Below are 12,573 nucleotides of genomic sequence, written 5' to 3' on the forward strand. Positions count from 1 at the left end.
TGACCTTAGCGTCAACGTAAACAACGATCAGTTTTGAGCGGAAATGGCTACCGGACCTCGCAGGCCAGCCGCACCAAGGCCAGGGCGGTGACACCGCCGACCCCCTCCTCCTCGACGATGTCCAGGTCGATCAGGGGCCGCTTGTCCAAGACCTGGAGCAGCCGCGCATGGCCCTTTGCCGTCCCGACGTGGGCGGCCTGGCAGTGGGCGATCAACGCCGGATCGATCATATGCAACACGGCGGCCGCGGCGCAGGCGGCGTAACCATCGAGCAGAACCGGAATCTTCTGCACCCGGGCCGCCAGGATCGCGCCGACCAGGGCGGCGGTCTCGCGTCCACCGAGCTGACGCAGGACTTGCAGAGGATCGGACAGATCGTCCTCAGCGGCGGCGCGGGCCACGGCGGCGGCCACCGGCTCGGGCGCCTCGGTCCAGTCGGCGGCGTCTCCGCCGAACAGGGCCAAGGCGATAGTCGCGGCGGTACGCACGGTCTCGGCGGCGATGACGCCTGGGATCAGCAGATCTGGCTGCTTGGCCAGGGCCTCCATACCGAACGCCATCGTCGCGGCGCACTCCTTCTCGCTCATCGAGGCTTTTGAGGCCGCATCTGGCGTCGGACGATCGACGGCCAGGTCGAAGGCTTCCAGTCCCGCCCCCTGAGCGCCAGCGATACGGCATACATTGGCCCCGCCCGAGGCCACGGCCTCCAGGCGAGCTCGGGCGTAACCCCTCGGCCCCACGCCCTGAACCGCGCCGGCATACAGGGCGACCACGGGACGCAGCACGACAGGCGGCGTCTTGCCGGTCCAGGCCGTCAGCCAGGTCGAGAGCTCGGCCAGGCGATCGCCGCCGGGGGGAGCGCAGGCGATTGGCGCGGACGGCGCGTCGGCCGCCAGCTTGCGGATGTCGTCGAATGGAGAAGTGGTCATGGGCGCGGACTTAAGCCAGCCCGCGCCCGATGCAAGGGCGTTCGCCGGGTCGCCTCTTGCGCCGACCGGCAGGAGGGGCGAACTTTGACCATGACCTTGGCCGCTCCATCCTCTCCACCCCGCCCCATCGCGACACCCTGCGTGAAGGTGTGCGCGGTGGACGGGCGGACCGGGGTCTGCCTGGGATGCAGACGAACCCTTCCGGAGATCGCCGGGTGGGCGCGCCTGAGCGACGAGGAGCGGGCGGCGATCATGACCGCCCTGCCCCTGCGCCCTGACCCCGTGGCCAGCCTGACGGCCGACCTGGGTTCGCCTTGAACGTCCTAGTTCGCGGCGGAGGCGTTGAGCCAGGCCGAGCAGGCGCCCGAGCGTTCAGCCAGCAATTTTTCCTTCTTGGAGCCTTGGGCCTTGTCGCCTTCCTTCTGGGCGGCGGTGATCTTGTTGCCGGCCGAGACGCGAACCGGCAGTTCGCGAGCGCTGCCTTCCTGCTTCAGGAAGGTGTCGATGTTGCTGGTGTCCAACTTGCCGAGCCCTTCCGACGCGGCCAGGCCGCGGCAGCGAGCGGCTTGCAGGAATTCATAGTTGCTGGTTCCGGCCTGGGCGGCGCCCGCCAGAGCGGAAACGACGACGGTCGCGACGATGATCTTATGCATGGCGGTGTTCCTCGATAAACATTTACTTGCCGCGAGGCATTTGCCGCGAATTGCGCAAGAACTTAAGTTAAATCGAAGTCATATTGCACATTACCTAAGTGTAATCTCACACAACAACAGTATTACGGTTTTTTAACTTGCAGTAAGATTATTGTTTAATTAACTACAATGGGTCGCGTATCTGTCGATTCACGGGTTGAAAACCCATTCGCGACTATTCTCCCCTCAACGGCCGTAGAAACGGTCAGCAAGCCTGTATGGCGGGGTGACTTCGATGCTCAAGTTCGTGACCATCGCGATCGTAGGCGCGCTCTCTGCGGTCGGGGCGGCGAAAGCCGTCGTATCGCTGGATGATCTGCGCCAGCCGGACCTGCGCGGCTCGGCCCCTGCTACCGCCTCCATCGACGACGGCGCGGCCCAGATCGTCAAGGGTCCAGACGGCCACTTCTGGGCCGAGGCCAAGGTCGATGGCCGCGCTATTCGCTTCCTGATCGACACGGGCGCCACCACGGTCGCCCTGAGCCAGACCGACGCCCAGCGCCTGGGCATCGACGTCCGCAAGCTCGATTATCGTTACACGGTGATGACCGCGTCCGGCCAAGCCCGGGCCGCTTCGGTCAAGCTGGCCAGCGTGGCGGTGGCCGGCGCGCAGGTTCACGACGTCGACGCCATGGTCATCGAGCACGGCCTGGACACGTCGCTGCTGGGCATGAGCTATCTGGGCCGCCTCTCCAGTTTCCAAGCCACGCCGCGCGCGCTGGTCCTGCGGTCGTAGGGCTTAGCTCGCGATCCTCTCGGCGAAGCGCGCCTCGCGGGCGTCCATCGCCTGGCGGACAGCGGCCGCCGCCCGATCGACGACGTTCAGCCCCGCGTCGGGGCCGACCCCCTCGACCGTGAGTATCCGGCGCCAGGCCCGCGCGCCCGGCAGGCCGTGGAACAGACCCAGCATGTGCCGGCTCATGGCCGCCAAATGCACGCCCGTCGCCAATTGCTTGGCCATATAAGGTTTGTAAAGCTCGACGGCCTCGAAGGCGTCGATAACTCGCCCTTCGCCGAACACCCGCCGGTCGACCTGACCCAACAGGCCCGGCTCGTGATAGGCCGCGCGGCCCAGCATCACCCCGTCCACGAGCTCAAGCTGCGCCAATGCAACATCCACATCGGGGACCCCGCCATTGATGATGATCGTGAGGTCCGGGCGCTGGGCCTTCAGGCGATGGACCAATGGATAGTCCAAAGGCGGTACGTCGCGGTTTTCCTTGGGTGACAGCCCCTTCAACCAGGCTTTGCGAGCATGGACCACGAAGGTCGAAACGCCAGCCTTCGCCGACAAATCGACAAGTTCGAACAGGCTCTGTTCCGGATCCTGGTCATCGACGCCGATCCGACACTTGACCGTCACCGGCACGGACACCGCCGCCGCCATCGCCGCCATGCAGTCGGCCACCAGCGCCGGCTCGCGCATCAGGCAAGCGCCGAACCGGCCACTCTGCACGCGGTCAGATGGGCAGCCTACATTCAAATTGATCTCGTCATAGCCGAAGTCCTCGCCAATCTTGGCCGCGGCCGCCAGGTCGGCGGGGTCGGAACCACCCAACTGCAGGGCCACCGGATGCTGGCCATCGTCGAAGCCGAGGAGCTTTTCGCGATCGCCGTTCAGCACGGCGCCGCTGGTGACCATTTCCGAATAGAGCAGCATCCGGCGAGACAGCACGCGATGCAACGACCGACAGTGACGGTCGCTCCAGTCCATCATAGGCGCACAAGAGAATCTATGTGATTGAAATTGCTGCATTTTTAACGTACATTCAAAGAGTTAGATAGGCGGCGTGTACACCTAAAATACGCTGAAACACGCCACTTTTCGCCACGGTACGACGCCTCACTGTACACAGGGAGTACACGAAAATTGGCCACGTTCGTGAAGCTCCCGTCCGGGTCCTGGCGCGCCGTTGTCCGCCGCAAGGGGCGCTATATAAGCGAGACCTTCCACCGGCGCGAGGACGCGCGGCGTTGGGCCACGGCGGCCGAGAGCACCATCGATCGGGGCGGCAAGCCCAAGTCCACCCGTATCGCGGACAAGCGGACCCTGGTTGACCTGATCGATCTGCATATCGAAGACCTCAAGTCGGTCGGCAAGAAGATCGGTCGAACCAAGCTCGACATGCTTAAGATGTTGAAGGCCGATCCGGTCGGGAAGTCGAAGTTCGCCGAACTGGACCGCCTTCCGCTCATCGCTTTTGGCAAGCGCCGCGCCAAGGGCGGCGCGGGTCCCGTGACGGTGGGCATGTATATCGGCACGATCAAGACCGTCCTGATCAGCGTCGCTGCGCTACATGACATTGAGACCAAGCCCGACCAGGTGGATGTGGCGCGTGTCGCCCTCACCCACCTCGGCCTGATCGGCAAGAGCAACGAGCGTGATCGACGTCCCACCGACGAGGAACTCGAGCGGCTGTTCCTCTACTTCGACACCATGAACCGCCTGAGCTTGCCGATGTCGCGGATCATGAAGTTCGCCATCGCCACAGCCATGCGCCAAGACGAGATCTGTCGCATCGTTTGGGACGACTATCTGGCCCGCACAAAGATGCTGATCATTCGGGACCGAAAGGACCCTCGAAACAAGGCCGGCAACGACCAGAGGATCCCACTCCTGGCCGCGTCTGGTTTCGACGCGGTGGCCTTGATCGAGGTGCAGCGCGAGCTTCGGCGCAACGCCGAACAACGCATCTTCCCGTATAACGGCAAGTCGATCAGCGCCGCCTTCACACGGGCCTGCGCCAAGCTGGCGATCAACGACCTCCGCTTCCACGATCTCCGCCACGAGGGCACCAGCCGTTTGTTCGAGCTGGGCCTGCGCATCGAACAGGCCGCTCTGGTCAGCGGCCACAAGGATTGGAAGATGCTCAAGCGCTACACCCACCTCCGCCCGGAATCGATTCACGACGTCCTAGCTGGCAGAACGGCGGCCTGATCCCCACTCGACTGTCGCATCGCGGGCGGCGGTCTGACGACAGGCGAGCCTAGCGCTTCCGCAAGCCGACCTTGCCGTATCCGCCGGCGATAACCCGCCATTGTGGTCTCAGGTCTCTCCGGCGACGCGCGAACACACGCGGGCGGTGATGATCTCGAGAATCCTGGCCGCAGCCCGGTCCAGCGCGGCAGGATCCAGCCGATCGAGAGCGAGGCTGGCTAAGATTGCGTGTTGGGACTTTCGACGCTCTTGCGCATAGGCCAGATCATAATGGGCGGCCATCAAGGCTTCGGCGAGATCCGCCAGGGCTCCCGCCTCGACCATCTCGCGCCAAGCCGCGAGCCGCTTCTGGCTGGGATGGATCGGCAGGCGCTCGAGGATCGCCAACAGCGCCTCGCGCTGGTGGCCGATATCGCCATAGGCCTCGACCAGGTAGCGCGCCCGTTCCGGCAGGGGCGCGGTGACCTCGATCCGCGGCGCCCGGCGCATCGCCTCCCATAGCATCGGCGGCACGACGCGGTTGCCGATCTTGCTGGACTCGGCCTCCACGACCACCGGCCGCGCTGGATCGAGCCCGTCGAGCGCCGCGATCAGTTGGCTCTCGAACAGCTTCTGACCCGGTTGCGGCTGGCCGGCCACCGCCCCGAACAGCGAGCCGCGATGACAGGCCAGGCCTTCCAAGTCGATGGTCTGCACGCCAAGGCGGGCCAGATCGTTGAGGATCGCCGTCTTGGCCGAGCCGGTGTCACCGTCCAGCAGGACCAGGTCCAGATCGCAGGGCGCGTCATAGAGTCTGGCCTGCACCCAGCGACGATAGGTCTTGTAGCCGCCCTCCAGCACCGCCGTCCGCCAGCCAACCCGCTGAAGGATGGTGGCCATGGCGTTGGACCGCTGCCCACCGCGCCAGCAATAGACCAGGGGTTTGAAGTCCTCGGGTCGGTCGGCGAGACTGGTCTCCAGGTGATGGGCGATGTTGCGCGCCACATGGGCCGCGCCGATCCGGTTGGCGCGCAGCCGCGATTTTTGGACGTAGATCGTTCCGACCTCTGCGCGCTGGGCGTCGTCGAGCACCGGCAGGTTGATCGCCCCGGGCAGATGGTCCTGGGCGAACTCGCCGGGACTGCGCACATCGATGATCTGGTCATAGGCCGCGAGCGCGGCGGGATCGGCGGATTTCAGGACCTGAAGCGGCTTCATGTCCGCCTGAGGGTCCGCCACGGGTCGATCATCATCCTGTCGGGTCTCGTCATCATCGCTTTTCTCAGCGGCGACTATGCGCGACGCGCCGGGGAATCGTAAGGTCCCCGCGAGAAGACTCGCCCGGATCGTGGTGGCGATGTTGCAGGAGCCGTCCGCTTGCCCGATCCCGTTCGACTGACCTCCCTGGCCCACGGCGGCGGCTGCGGCTGCAAGCTGTCGCCCGCCGTGCTGCGCGAGATTCTGGCCCAATCGCCGGCCGCCGGCCTGTTTCCCAACCTGATGGTGGGAACCGAAACCTCGGACGACGCCGCGGTCTGGCGGCTGAACGACCAGCAGGCCCTGGTCGCCACCACCGACTTCTTCATGCCCGTCGTCGACGATCCCCATGACTTTGGGCGCATCGCCGCGACCAACGCGCTATCGGACGTCTATGCGATGGGGGCGACGCCGATCTTCGCCCTGGCAATCGTCGGCATGCCCATCGACAAGCTGCCGTTGGAGACCATCGGCGCGATCCTGGCCGGCGGGGCCTCGGTCTGCGCGGCGGCCGGCGTACCGATCGCCGGCGGCCACTCCATCGACAGCGTCGAGCCGATCTACGGCCTGGTCGCCCTGGGTCTGGTCCATCCCGACCGCGTGCTGTCCAACCGCGGCGCGCGGGCCGGCGACGTTCTGATCCTGACCAAGGCCTTGGGCGTCGGCGTGCTGAGCGCGGCGTTCAAGCAGCAGCGCCTGTCGGCCGAGGGCTACGCGGCCCTGATCGCCACCACCACCCAGTTGAACACCGTCGGCTCGGTGCTGGGGGAGATCGCCGGGGTCCATGCCGTTACCGATGTGACCGGGTTTGGCCTGCTGGGCCATCTACTCGAGATGTGCCGCGGCGCTGGGCTCGCCGCCGAACTCGACGCCGACGCGCCGGTCCTGCTTCCCGAGGTCGCGGCCCTGGCCCAGGCGGGGGTCCGCACAGGAGCCGCCGTTCGCAACTGGGCCAGCTATGGCGCGGCAGTCCAGATTCCCCCCGCCGCGCCGGACTGGCGGCGGGATTTGCTCGCCGATCCGCAGACTAGCGGCGGCCTGCTGATCGCGGTCGCCCCCGAGGACGCCGACGCCGTTCTACGCACGGTCGTGGACGCGGGTTTCAACGCCGCCAGGGTGGTCGGGCGGATGACGGCTGGACCGCCGGAGGTGAGGGTCGACGCCTTCCTCACCTGAGGGGGCCGAAACCCCGCCCTCGCCTTTTCTTGTCCCTATCCTCTCCCTTGGTGCATCCCGGCAGCAGCAGGGCCGCGCCGGCGGCGAGACCGACGGTGGCAGCGAAGGCGGCGCGGCGGGACGGCGAACGAGTTGGGGAAGGTGTGGCTGGTCTCATCGCGCGCTTGTCCTGTAAGGTGCGCGAGGGGGCTCGAACGGCTTGAACAAGCCGTGACAAGGGTCTCGACCGCGCCTATTACGGCCCTCGTTATCGATATCCGATTTCGTGGATCTGTCAACGGAATGACCTTGCGTGCTGGAACACCACGATCTCCTCGCCGGCCTGATCCGGCTGCACGTCTTGCATCACGCCGCCGACGGCGAGATCTACGGGCAATGGATGATCGAGGAGCTTGGCCACCACGGCTACAAGCTCAGCCCCGGCACGCTCTACCCGATGCTGCACGGCATGGAACGCAAGGGCTACCTGGCCTCGCGCAAGGAACAGATCGGCAAGACCTTCCGGCGGCTCTATCGGGCCACGCCCTTGGGCTTGGAGGCGCTCGCCATCGCCAAGCTGCGCGTGCGCGAACTGGTGCGCGAGGTCCACGACCAGGCCCCGGCCTGACGGCGGAAGGCCGGGCATGACGACGGCGGAGCCCGTGGCGTCGCCCGCGCCGCGACGATCGGCCTTCGAGGTCCTGGCGGTGTCGCTGGGCCTGGGCCTGACCTCGTTCGGCGGACCGATCGCCCACCTGGCCTATTTCGAACGCGCCTATGTCCAGCGCCGCCAATGGCTGTCGGCCGACGAGTATGCGGGCCTGGTGGCGCTGTGCCAGATGTTGCCCGGCCCGGCCAGCAGCCAGGTCGGCGCCCTGATCAGCCTAAAGCGGGCCGGCTGGCTGGGCGCCCTGGCCGCCTGGATCGGCTTCACCCTGCCCTCGGCCCTGGCGCTCTACCTGTTCGCCCTGGTCGCCCCCGCCCTGAAGGATCCGCTGACGCTGGCGGGATTGCATGGCCTCAAGCTCGTGGCTGTCGCTGTCGTCGCCCAGGCGGTGTGGAGCATGGCCCGCAAGCTCTGCCCGGACCTGCCGCGCGCCGGCCTGGCCCTGGTCGCCGCCGCCCTTCTGCTGGTGGTCGGCGGCGCGGCGCTGCAACTGGTCGCCCTGGCGCTGGGAGCCATCGGCGGCGTGATCCTCTGCCGCGGTGTGGACCTGCCGCCGTCGCCGCCGGCCCTGCCCGTGCGCCGGCGCGTCGGCGTCGCCGCCTTCGCGGTCTTCATCGCGCTGCTCGTCGGCCTGCCCTGGCTGGGCAGCCTCGCCCCGGGTTCGACGACGGACCTGATGGGGGTGTTCTATCGCGCCGGCGCCCTGGTGTTCGGCGGCGGCCACGTGGTCCTGCCGCTGCTGCACGACAGCCTCGTTCCGCAAGGCTGGCTGAGCGAGGACAGGTTCCTGGCCGGCTATGGCGCGACCCAGGCCGTCCCGGGCCCGCTGTTCACCTTCGCCACCTATCTCGGCGCGGCGGCCGGGTCCCCGCACGGCGCCATGACGACCGCCCTCTGGGCCCTGGTCGCCACCGTCTTCATCTTCCTCCCGGGCATGCTGCTCGTACTGGCGGGCGTGCCGCTGTGGAGCTGGACCAGCCGACACCCGGCGGCCAAGGGAGGATTGGCCGGGGTCAACGCCGCCGTGGTCGGCGTGCTGGCGGCGGCGCTCTATGACCCCATCTGGACGAGCGCCATCCGCGACGGACGCGACGTCGCCATCGCGGCGACCGGGTTCCTGCTCCTGGAGCGCTGGAAGGCGCCGCCGCTGGCCGTCGTGATCTTGTGCGTCGCCGGCGCCATGCTCATCAAGATGACGACCTAGCCGGCCGGCGAGAGACCCATCGCACCAACCTGCCCGTCACTCCTTGGGCGCGGCCATCGGCCGGGCCGAAACGGCCGCGGCCCTCACTGCCTGATGTTGCGCTGGTGGAAGCGGCACCAGTCCGCGCTGCTGGAGGTATCCGCCGCGCCCCACCGCCGAATCCGACACGAACTCGGCGATGAAGGCTTCAATCCGGGCGTATCGCCGAGATTGGCCGTCTTGACGTAGATGTAGAGGGCCCGCGACAGCGGATAGCTGCCGTTGGTGATCGTCTGCGGGGTCGGCTTGACGCCGTTGATGCTAGCCGCCTTGATCAGATGGTCGTTCTGAGCCAGGAACGAGTAGCCAAAGACGCCCAGCACGCCAGGGCGGCGCTCGATGGTCTCGACGATGTCGTTGTCGTTTTCGCCGGCGTCGGTCCAGGCTCCGTCCGGCCGGGGCGGATCGACCTTGGCCCGGAAAGCGGCCGGATCCTTCGCCCGTAGCGCCTGCCCGGCCGGCAGCTTCCCTGCCCCCGCCTCGATGGCCAGTTCGACGAAGGCGTCGCGCGTCCCTGAGCCGGGCGGCGGTCCATAGACGCGGATCGGCGCGCCGGCAGGCTTGGCGACACCTCCTTCCAGGTCTGGAAGGGATTGGCGACGAACTGGCCGCCGCGAAGGCTGTTGGCGGCCAGGCCAAGATAGAGTTGCTCGACGGTGAAGCCATAGTCCGGGGCCTTGTCGTCAACCGCGACCACCACGCCGTCGAAACCGATCTTCAGCTTGACGACGCCGGTGACCCCGTTGGCGTTGCAGGCTTCGAACTCCGCCTTCTTCATCGGTCGCGACGCGTTGGCGATGTCGGGGAAGCGCTCGCCCGTTCCGCCGCAGAACGACTTGAAGCCGCCGCCGGTGCCGGTGCTCTCGATCTTGGCGATCTTGCCGCCGGTCTTGCGCGTGGTGTTCTCGGCGACGCGGAGCGCGAACGGATGGACTGTCGACGAGCCCGTCGCCCAGACGAAGTCTCGCGCGGCCTGGGCGCTCGAAGCGCCGGAGAGCAGCGCCACGCCCGCAACGACACCGATCAGACTCTTCATGGCTATCTTCCCTTGCGATGCGCCGCACTGCGGCGGCTTCCTCATCTTCGAGACCTGCCCTAAGGGCGTGCTTCATCAGAATCGAAGTTCGATATCGAATGTCGATTTCAATAGCAGCGGCATGTGTCAGAGATGCGAAGCTGAAGTTGGGCGTTGCGCCGCGCCGGCCTGCTCGCGGGAATTTGATCACGTGATCGCCAAGAGCCTCACCGGCGGGCTAAACGGTCCGACGACGCGTCGGATAGGATCGCCAATGACCAAGACCGCCTTCCTCTACATCGCCGCCGCCGTGGCCGAGATCGCCGGCTGCTTCAGCTTCTGGGCTTGGCTGCGGGAGGGGAAGTCGATCTGGTGGCTGGCGCCGGGCATGGCGTGCCTGGCCCTGTTCGCCTGGCTGCTGACCCAGGTCGACAGCAGCGCCGCGGGCCGCGCCTACGCCGCCTATGGCGGGGTCTATATCTGCGCGTCCCTGGCCTGGCTGTGGTCAGTGGAAGGCCTGCGTCCGGATCGCTGGGACGCGATCGGAGCGCTGATCTGCCTGGTCGGCGCCGGCGTCATCCTGCTGGGGCCGCGCGGCGCGTGAAGCAATTGCGCGGCTGGTCGCGCCTAGAGTTTGGTTATGAACACCGGATTGGAATAGAATCAGAGGTCGGCCCAGGGGTCTTCGCCAGCGACGTCCGCGACCGGCTCCAACTCATCGGTGCTGGTTCCGCGGACCCGCAGGTACAGGCTGGCGTCGAGGCGCGGCAGGGTGTGGGTCACGACGATATATTCCCCATCCCGCACCCAGGTCTCTGGCGTGAACCGCTGCTCGACGCGTGTGGTCGGGTTGGTGTCGGCTGAACGGTCCGCCGCCGGCCCGGTGACCCGGCCCACGATCAGGTCGATGCGCCTGACCTCGGGCCGCCGGCCGGCATGGTTGGCGCCGGCTGGATCGCGCACACGGATCTTGACCTCGACCGCTTCACCGGGCTTGCCGCGGACTTCGCCGCCAATCATCGCCTCGTGGCCGCCGATCGTCCTCACCGTCAAGTCAAGCTCGGAGATCAGGTCGCCGGTCGTGACGAACACGCGGCCGCCGCGAAGACCCTCCAGGATGTCGGCGTGATCGCGCGTCGCGAGCACATAGGTCTTCGAGTATTCGCCTGGCCAGAAATCATCGCCGCCGTCGCGCCAGTTGTGGTGGGAATCCGAGGTGGAGGTGATCCAACAGCCACGCCCCTCGCCCAACATCGCGTCCCAGAACCCGCCCAGTCGGGCGGTCATCTGATCGAAACCGCCAAGCGTCGGGGATTTGCCGTAGCCACCCCTGACGCCTAGCCGATTGCTGGACCCGTCAGCGCGAAGGGCGGACGCCTGGTGCCCCGGCGCGCCCTCCATGCCGATGGCGACATTGGGCGCCGTGTCGTTCCAGTTTCGAAACTCCTGGGGCGTGTAGGCGCCCCAGGCGCCGACGCCGGTGGCCGAACGAGACGGGTGGTTGGCGATGACGATCGGCGGCGACTTCAGCGCCTTCATGTGCGTCAAGGCGTCGATCATCCTTGGCTCGGTGTCCCGGGAGGGATCGCGCGGCCAGGTATCCCGCTTGGAGAAGCCATGCTCGATGCCGTGGAGCGCCTCGCGCTCGTCACGCGTGTTGGGCACGATGAGGCTGCTGTGATCGCCGGCCGGGGTGTCAAATTCCATGCCGTAGAACTGCAAGACCTCCGGCACCAGCAGGCGCGAGCGCATCAGCTCAGGATAGGCCAGATCATGATCGATCTTGGAATGGTTGGGGCCGCCGTGATCGGTCGAGACCATCCAGGCCAGACCGTGGGTCTTGGCCATCTCGGCGTTTGTCGGGATGGGATAGCGACCATCAGCGCCGAGCACCGAGGTCGGCGGCTGGGCTGGATCGGCGGCGTTCTCGGTGTAGTCGGCGCTGAACTGGCTATGGATGTGGTGATCGCCCGCCAGCCAGCGTCGCTCGCCCGACGCCGGCGTCGCGATCGACGCCGAAGGATGCGCGCGATGGACGGCAGGGGGCGAACGGCGATGCCCCGGCTGGTGGCCAAAGGCGGGGGCGGCGATCATCGCGATGCCTACCGCCGCCGAGCTCACCTTCAACCAGTTCTTCAAGGGATCTCTCCGAGGTCGGGAAAAAGCAGCGATGGAATCGCGATCAACGTCGAGCGGTCGGCGGCCGATACCCCCATTGGATGACAAGTCGTCGGGCGGCGCGACTAGGCTACCCCGCGGGTTCGCCGAGGCTTTCAAGGACGTGACATTCGGCGACCTGACCCAGGCAACCCGCATGGGCGAGACGGTGGAGTTCGCGCCTTAGCGTCTGCAGCTGGGCGATCTTCTCATCGACGGCGGCGAGTTGTTGCGCCGCCAGCTGGTTGGCCTGTTCACAGGAGCGATCGGGATGGTCGGAAAGCTCAAGCAGCGAACGGATCGCTTCCACGGGGAAGCCCAGTTGGCGCGCGTGCCGGATGAAGGTGAGCCGTCGAACGGCGTCGGCGTCATACTGCCGCCGGGCGCTCGATGTCCGCGACGGTTCGGGCAGCAGACCGATCTGCTCGTAGAAGCGGATGGTCGGGACCTTAACGCCCGTGAGGGCGGCGAGTTGGCCGATCGCGCGCGGCGCATCCGGCGAGGATCTGAGATTTTCCATCGTGGGCGCATGATAGACCCT

Annotated in this window: 13 protein-coding genes and 1 pseudogene; 7 read left to right on the top strand and 7 right to left on the bottom strand. The window is 66.9% G+C overall.

Annotated features, from left to right (window positions below):
- Positions 1 to 47: 47 nt before the first annotated feature.
- Positions 48 to 929, bottom strand: coding sequence for a nicotinate-nucleotide--dimethylbenzimidazole phosphoribosyltransferase (locus ACP694_RS08795; protein WP_426011744.1), 882 nt, complete (start codon positions 927 to 929; stop codon positions 48 to 50).
- A gap of 90 nt (positions 930 to 1,019) precedes the next feature.
- On the opposite strand from ACP694_RS08795, the gene ACP694_RS08800 reads away from it, so the two are divergent.
- Entirely contained in the window at positions 1,020 to 1,247 is a 228-nt protein-coding gene (locus tag ACP694_RS08800; protein ID WP_426011844.1) for a DUF1289 domain-containing protein, read from the top strand.
- A 5-nt stretch (positions 1,248 to 1,252) separates the two neighbouring features.
- Here ACP694_RS08800 and ACP694_RS08805 read toward each other — a convergent pair whose 3' ends face one another.
- Positions 1,253 to 1,582 carry a hypothetical protein gene (locus tag ACP694_RS08805; protein WP_426011745.1) on the bottom strand — a complete coding sequence of 110 codons (330 nt, stop codon included), beginning with the start codon at positions 1,580 to 1,582 and terminating at the stop codon, positions 1,253 to 1,255.
- 274 nt (positions 1,583 to 1,856) lie between these two features.
- Between ACP694_RS08805 and ACP694_RS08810 the strand changes: the two genes are divergently transcribed.
- Positions 1,857 to 2,357: a TIGR02281 family clan AA aspartic protease gene (locus ACP694_RS08810; RefSeq protein WP_426011746.1), complete on the top strand. Its 501-nt coding sequence runs from the start codon at positions 1,857 to 1,859 to the stop codon at positions 2,355 to 2,357.
- Between the two features lie 3 nt (positions 2,358 to 2,360).
- Here the strand turns inward: ACP694_RS08810 and dusA are convergent, their stop codons facing one another.
- Positions 2,361 to 3,377: a tRNA dihydrouridine(20/20a) synthase DusA gene (gene dusA, locus ACP694_RS08815; RefSeq protein ID WP_426011747.1), complete on the bottom strand. Its 1,017-nt coding sequence runs from the start codon at positions 3,375 to 3,377 to the stop codon at positions 2,361 to 2,363.
- A 126-nt stretch (positions 3,378 to 3,503) separates the two neighbouring features.
- On the opposite strand from dusA, the gene ACP694_RS08820 reads away from it, so the two are divergent.
- Positions 3,504 to 4,559 (top strand): site-specific integrase, encoded by a 1,056-nt coding sequence (locus tag ACP694_RS08820; protein ID WP_426011748.1) that lies wholly within the window; start codon positions 3,504 to 3,506, stop codon positions 4,557 to 4,559.
- A gap of 108 nt (positions 4,560 to 4,667) precedes the next feature.
- On the opposite strand, the gene mnmH is transcribed toward ACP694_RS08820, so the two are convergent.
- Positions 4,668 to 5,756: a tRNA 2-selenouridine(34) synthase MnmH gene (mnmH, locus tag ACP694_RS08825; RefSeq protein WP_426011749.1), complete on the bottom strand. Its 1,089-nt coding sequence runs from the start codon at positions 5,754 to 5,756 to the stop codon at positions 4,668 to 4,670.
- A 159-nt stretch (positions 5,757 to 5,915) separates the two neighbouring features.
- Between mnmH and selD the strand changes: the two genes are divergently transcribed.
- From selD to chrA, 3 genes are all read left to right on the top strand, one after another.
- A complete protein-coding gene (gene selD, locus ACP694_RS08830; protein ID WP_426011750.1) occupies positions 5,916 to 6,971 on the top strand; it encodes a selenide, water dikinase SelD in 1,056 nt (351 codons plus the stop codon).
- A gap of 292 nt (positions 6,972 to 7,263) precedes the next feature.
- A complete protein-coding gene (locus ACP694_RS08835; protein ID WP_426011751.1) occupies positions 7,264 to 7,578 on the top strand; it encodes a PadR family transcriptional regulator in 315 nt (104 codons plus the stop codon).
- A 16-nt stretch (positions 7,579 to 7,594) separates the two neighbouring features.
- Positions 7,595 to 8,821 (top strand): chromate efflux transporter, encoded by a 1,227-nt coding sequence (gene chrA, locus ACP694_RS08840; RefSeq protein WP_426011752.1) that lies wholly within the window; start codon positions 7,595 to 7,597, stop codon positions 8,819 to 8,821.
- Between the two features lie 36 nt (positions 8,822 to 8,857).
- Here the strand turns inward: chrA and ACP694_RS08845 are convergent.
- Positions 8,858 to 9,896: pseudogene (locus ACP694_RS08845) on the bottom strand (substrate-binding domain-containing protein).
- Positions 9,897 to 10,149: 253 nt separating this feature from the next.
- On the opposite strand from ACP694_RS08845, the gene ACP694_RS08850 reads away from it, so the two are divergent.
- Positions 10,150 to 10,479, top strand: a complete 330-nt coding sequence (locus tag ACP694_RS08850; protein ID WP_426011753.1) for a YnfA family protein — start codon at positions 10,150 to 10,152, stop codon at positions 10,477 to 10,479.
- 59 nt (positions 10,480 to 10,538) lie between these two features.
- Here the strand turns inward: ACP694_RS08850 and ACP694_RS08855 are convergent, their stop codons facing one another.
- Together ACP694_RS08855 and ACP694_RS08860 are read right to left on the bottom strand one after the other, a co-directional pair.
- Positions 10,539 to 12,014, bottom strand: a complete 1,476-nt coding sequence (locus ACP694_RS08855) for a phosphoesterase (protein WP_426011754.1) — start codon at positions 12,012 to 12,014, stop codon at positions 10,539 to 10,541.
- Between the two features lie 109 nt (positions 12,015 to 12,123).
- Positions 12,124 to 12,552, bottom strand: a complete 429-nt coding sequence (locus ACP694_RS08860) for a MerR family transcriptional regulator (protein ID WP_426011755.1) — start codon at positions 12,550 to 12,552, stop codon at positions 12,124 to 12,126.
- Positions 12,553 to 12,573: the final 21 nt, after the last annotated feature.

Source organism: Caulobacter sp. DWR2-3-1b2 (assembly GCF_049896345.1).
Lineage (GTDB): Bacteria > Pseudomonadota > Alphaproteobacteria > Caulobacterales > Caulobacteraceae > Caulobacter.

Coding starts and splice junctions, on each gene's coding strand:
- ACP694_RS08850 (WP_426011753.1), top strand. CDS start 10,150: ATGACCAAGACCGCCTTCCTCTACATCGCCGCCGCCGTGGCCGAGATC.
- chrA (WP_426011752.1), top strand. CDS start 7,595: ATGACGACGGCGGAGCCCGTGGCGTCGCCCGCGCCGCGACGATCGGCC.
- ACP694_RS08810 (WP_426011746.1), top strand. CDS start 1,857: ATGCTCAAGTTCGTGACCATCGCGATCGTAGGCGCGCTCTCTGCGGTC.
- ACP694_RS08805 (WP_426011745.1), bottom strand. CDS start 1,582: ATGCATAAGATCATCGTCGCGACCGTCGTCGTTTCCGCTCTGGCGGGC.
- mnmH (WP_426011749.1), bottom strand. CDS start 5,756: ATGAAGCCGCTTCAGGTCCTGAAATCCGCCGATCCCGCCGCGCTCGCG.
- ACP694_RS08795 (WP_426011744.1), bottom strand. CDS start 929: ATGACCACTTCTCCATTCGACGACATCCGCAAGCTGGCGGCCGACGCG.
- ACP694_RS08860 (WP_426011755.1), bottom strand. CDS start 12,552: ATGGAAAATCTCAGATCCTCGCCGGATGCGCCGCGCGCGATCGGCCAA.
- ACP694_RS08800 (WP_426011844.1), top strand. CDS start 1,020: ATGACCTTGGCCGCTCCATCCTCTCCACCCCGCCCCATCGCGACACCC.
- dusA (WP_426011747.1), bottom strand. CDS start 3,377: ATGCAGCAATTTCAATCACATAGATTCTCTTGTGCGCCTATGATGGAC.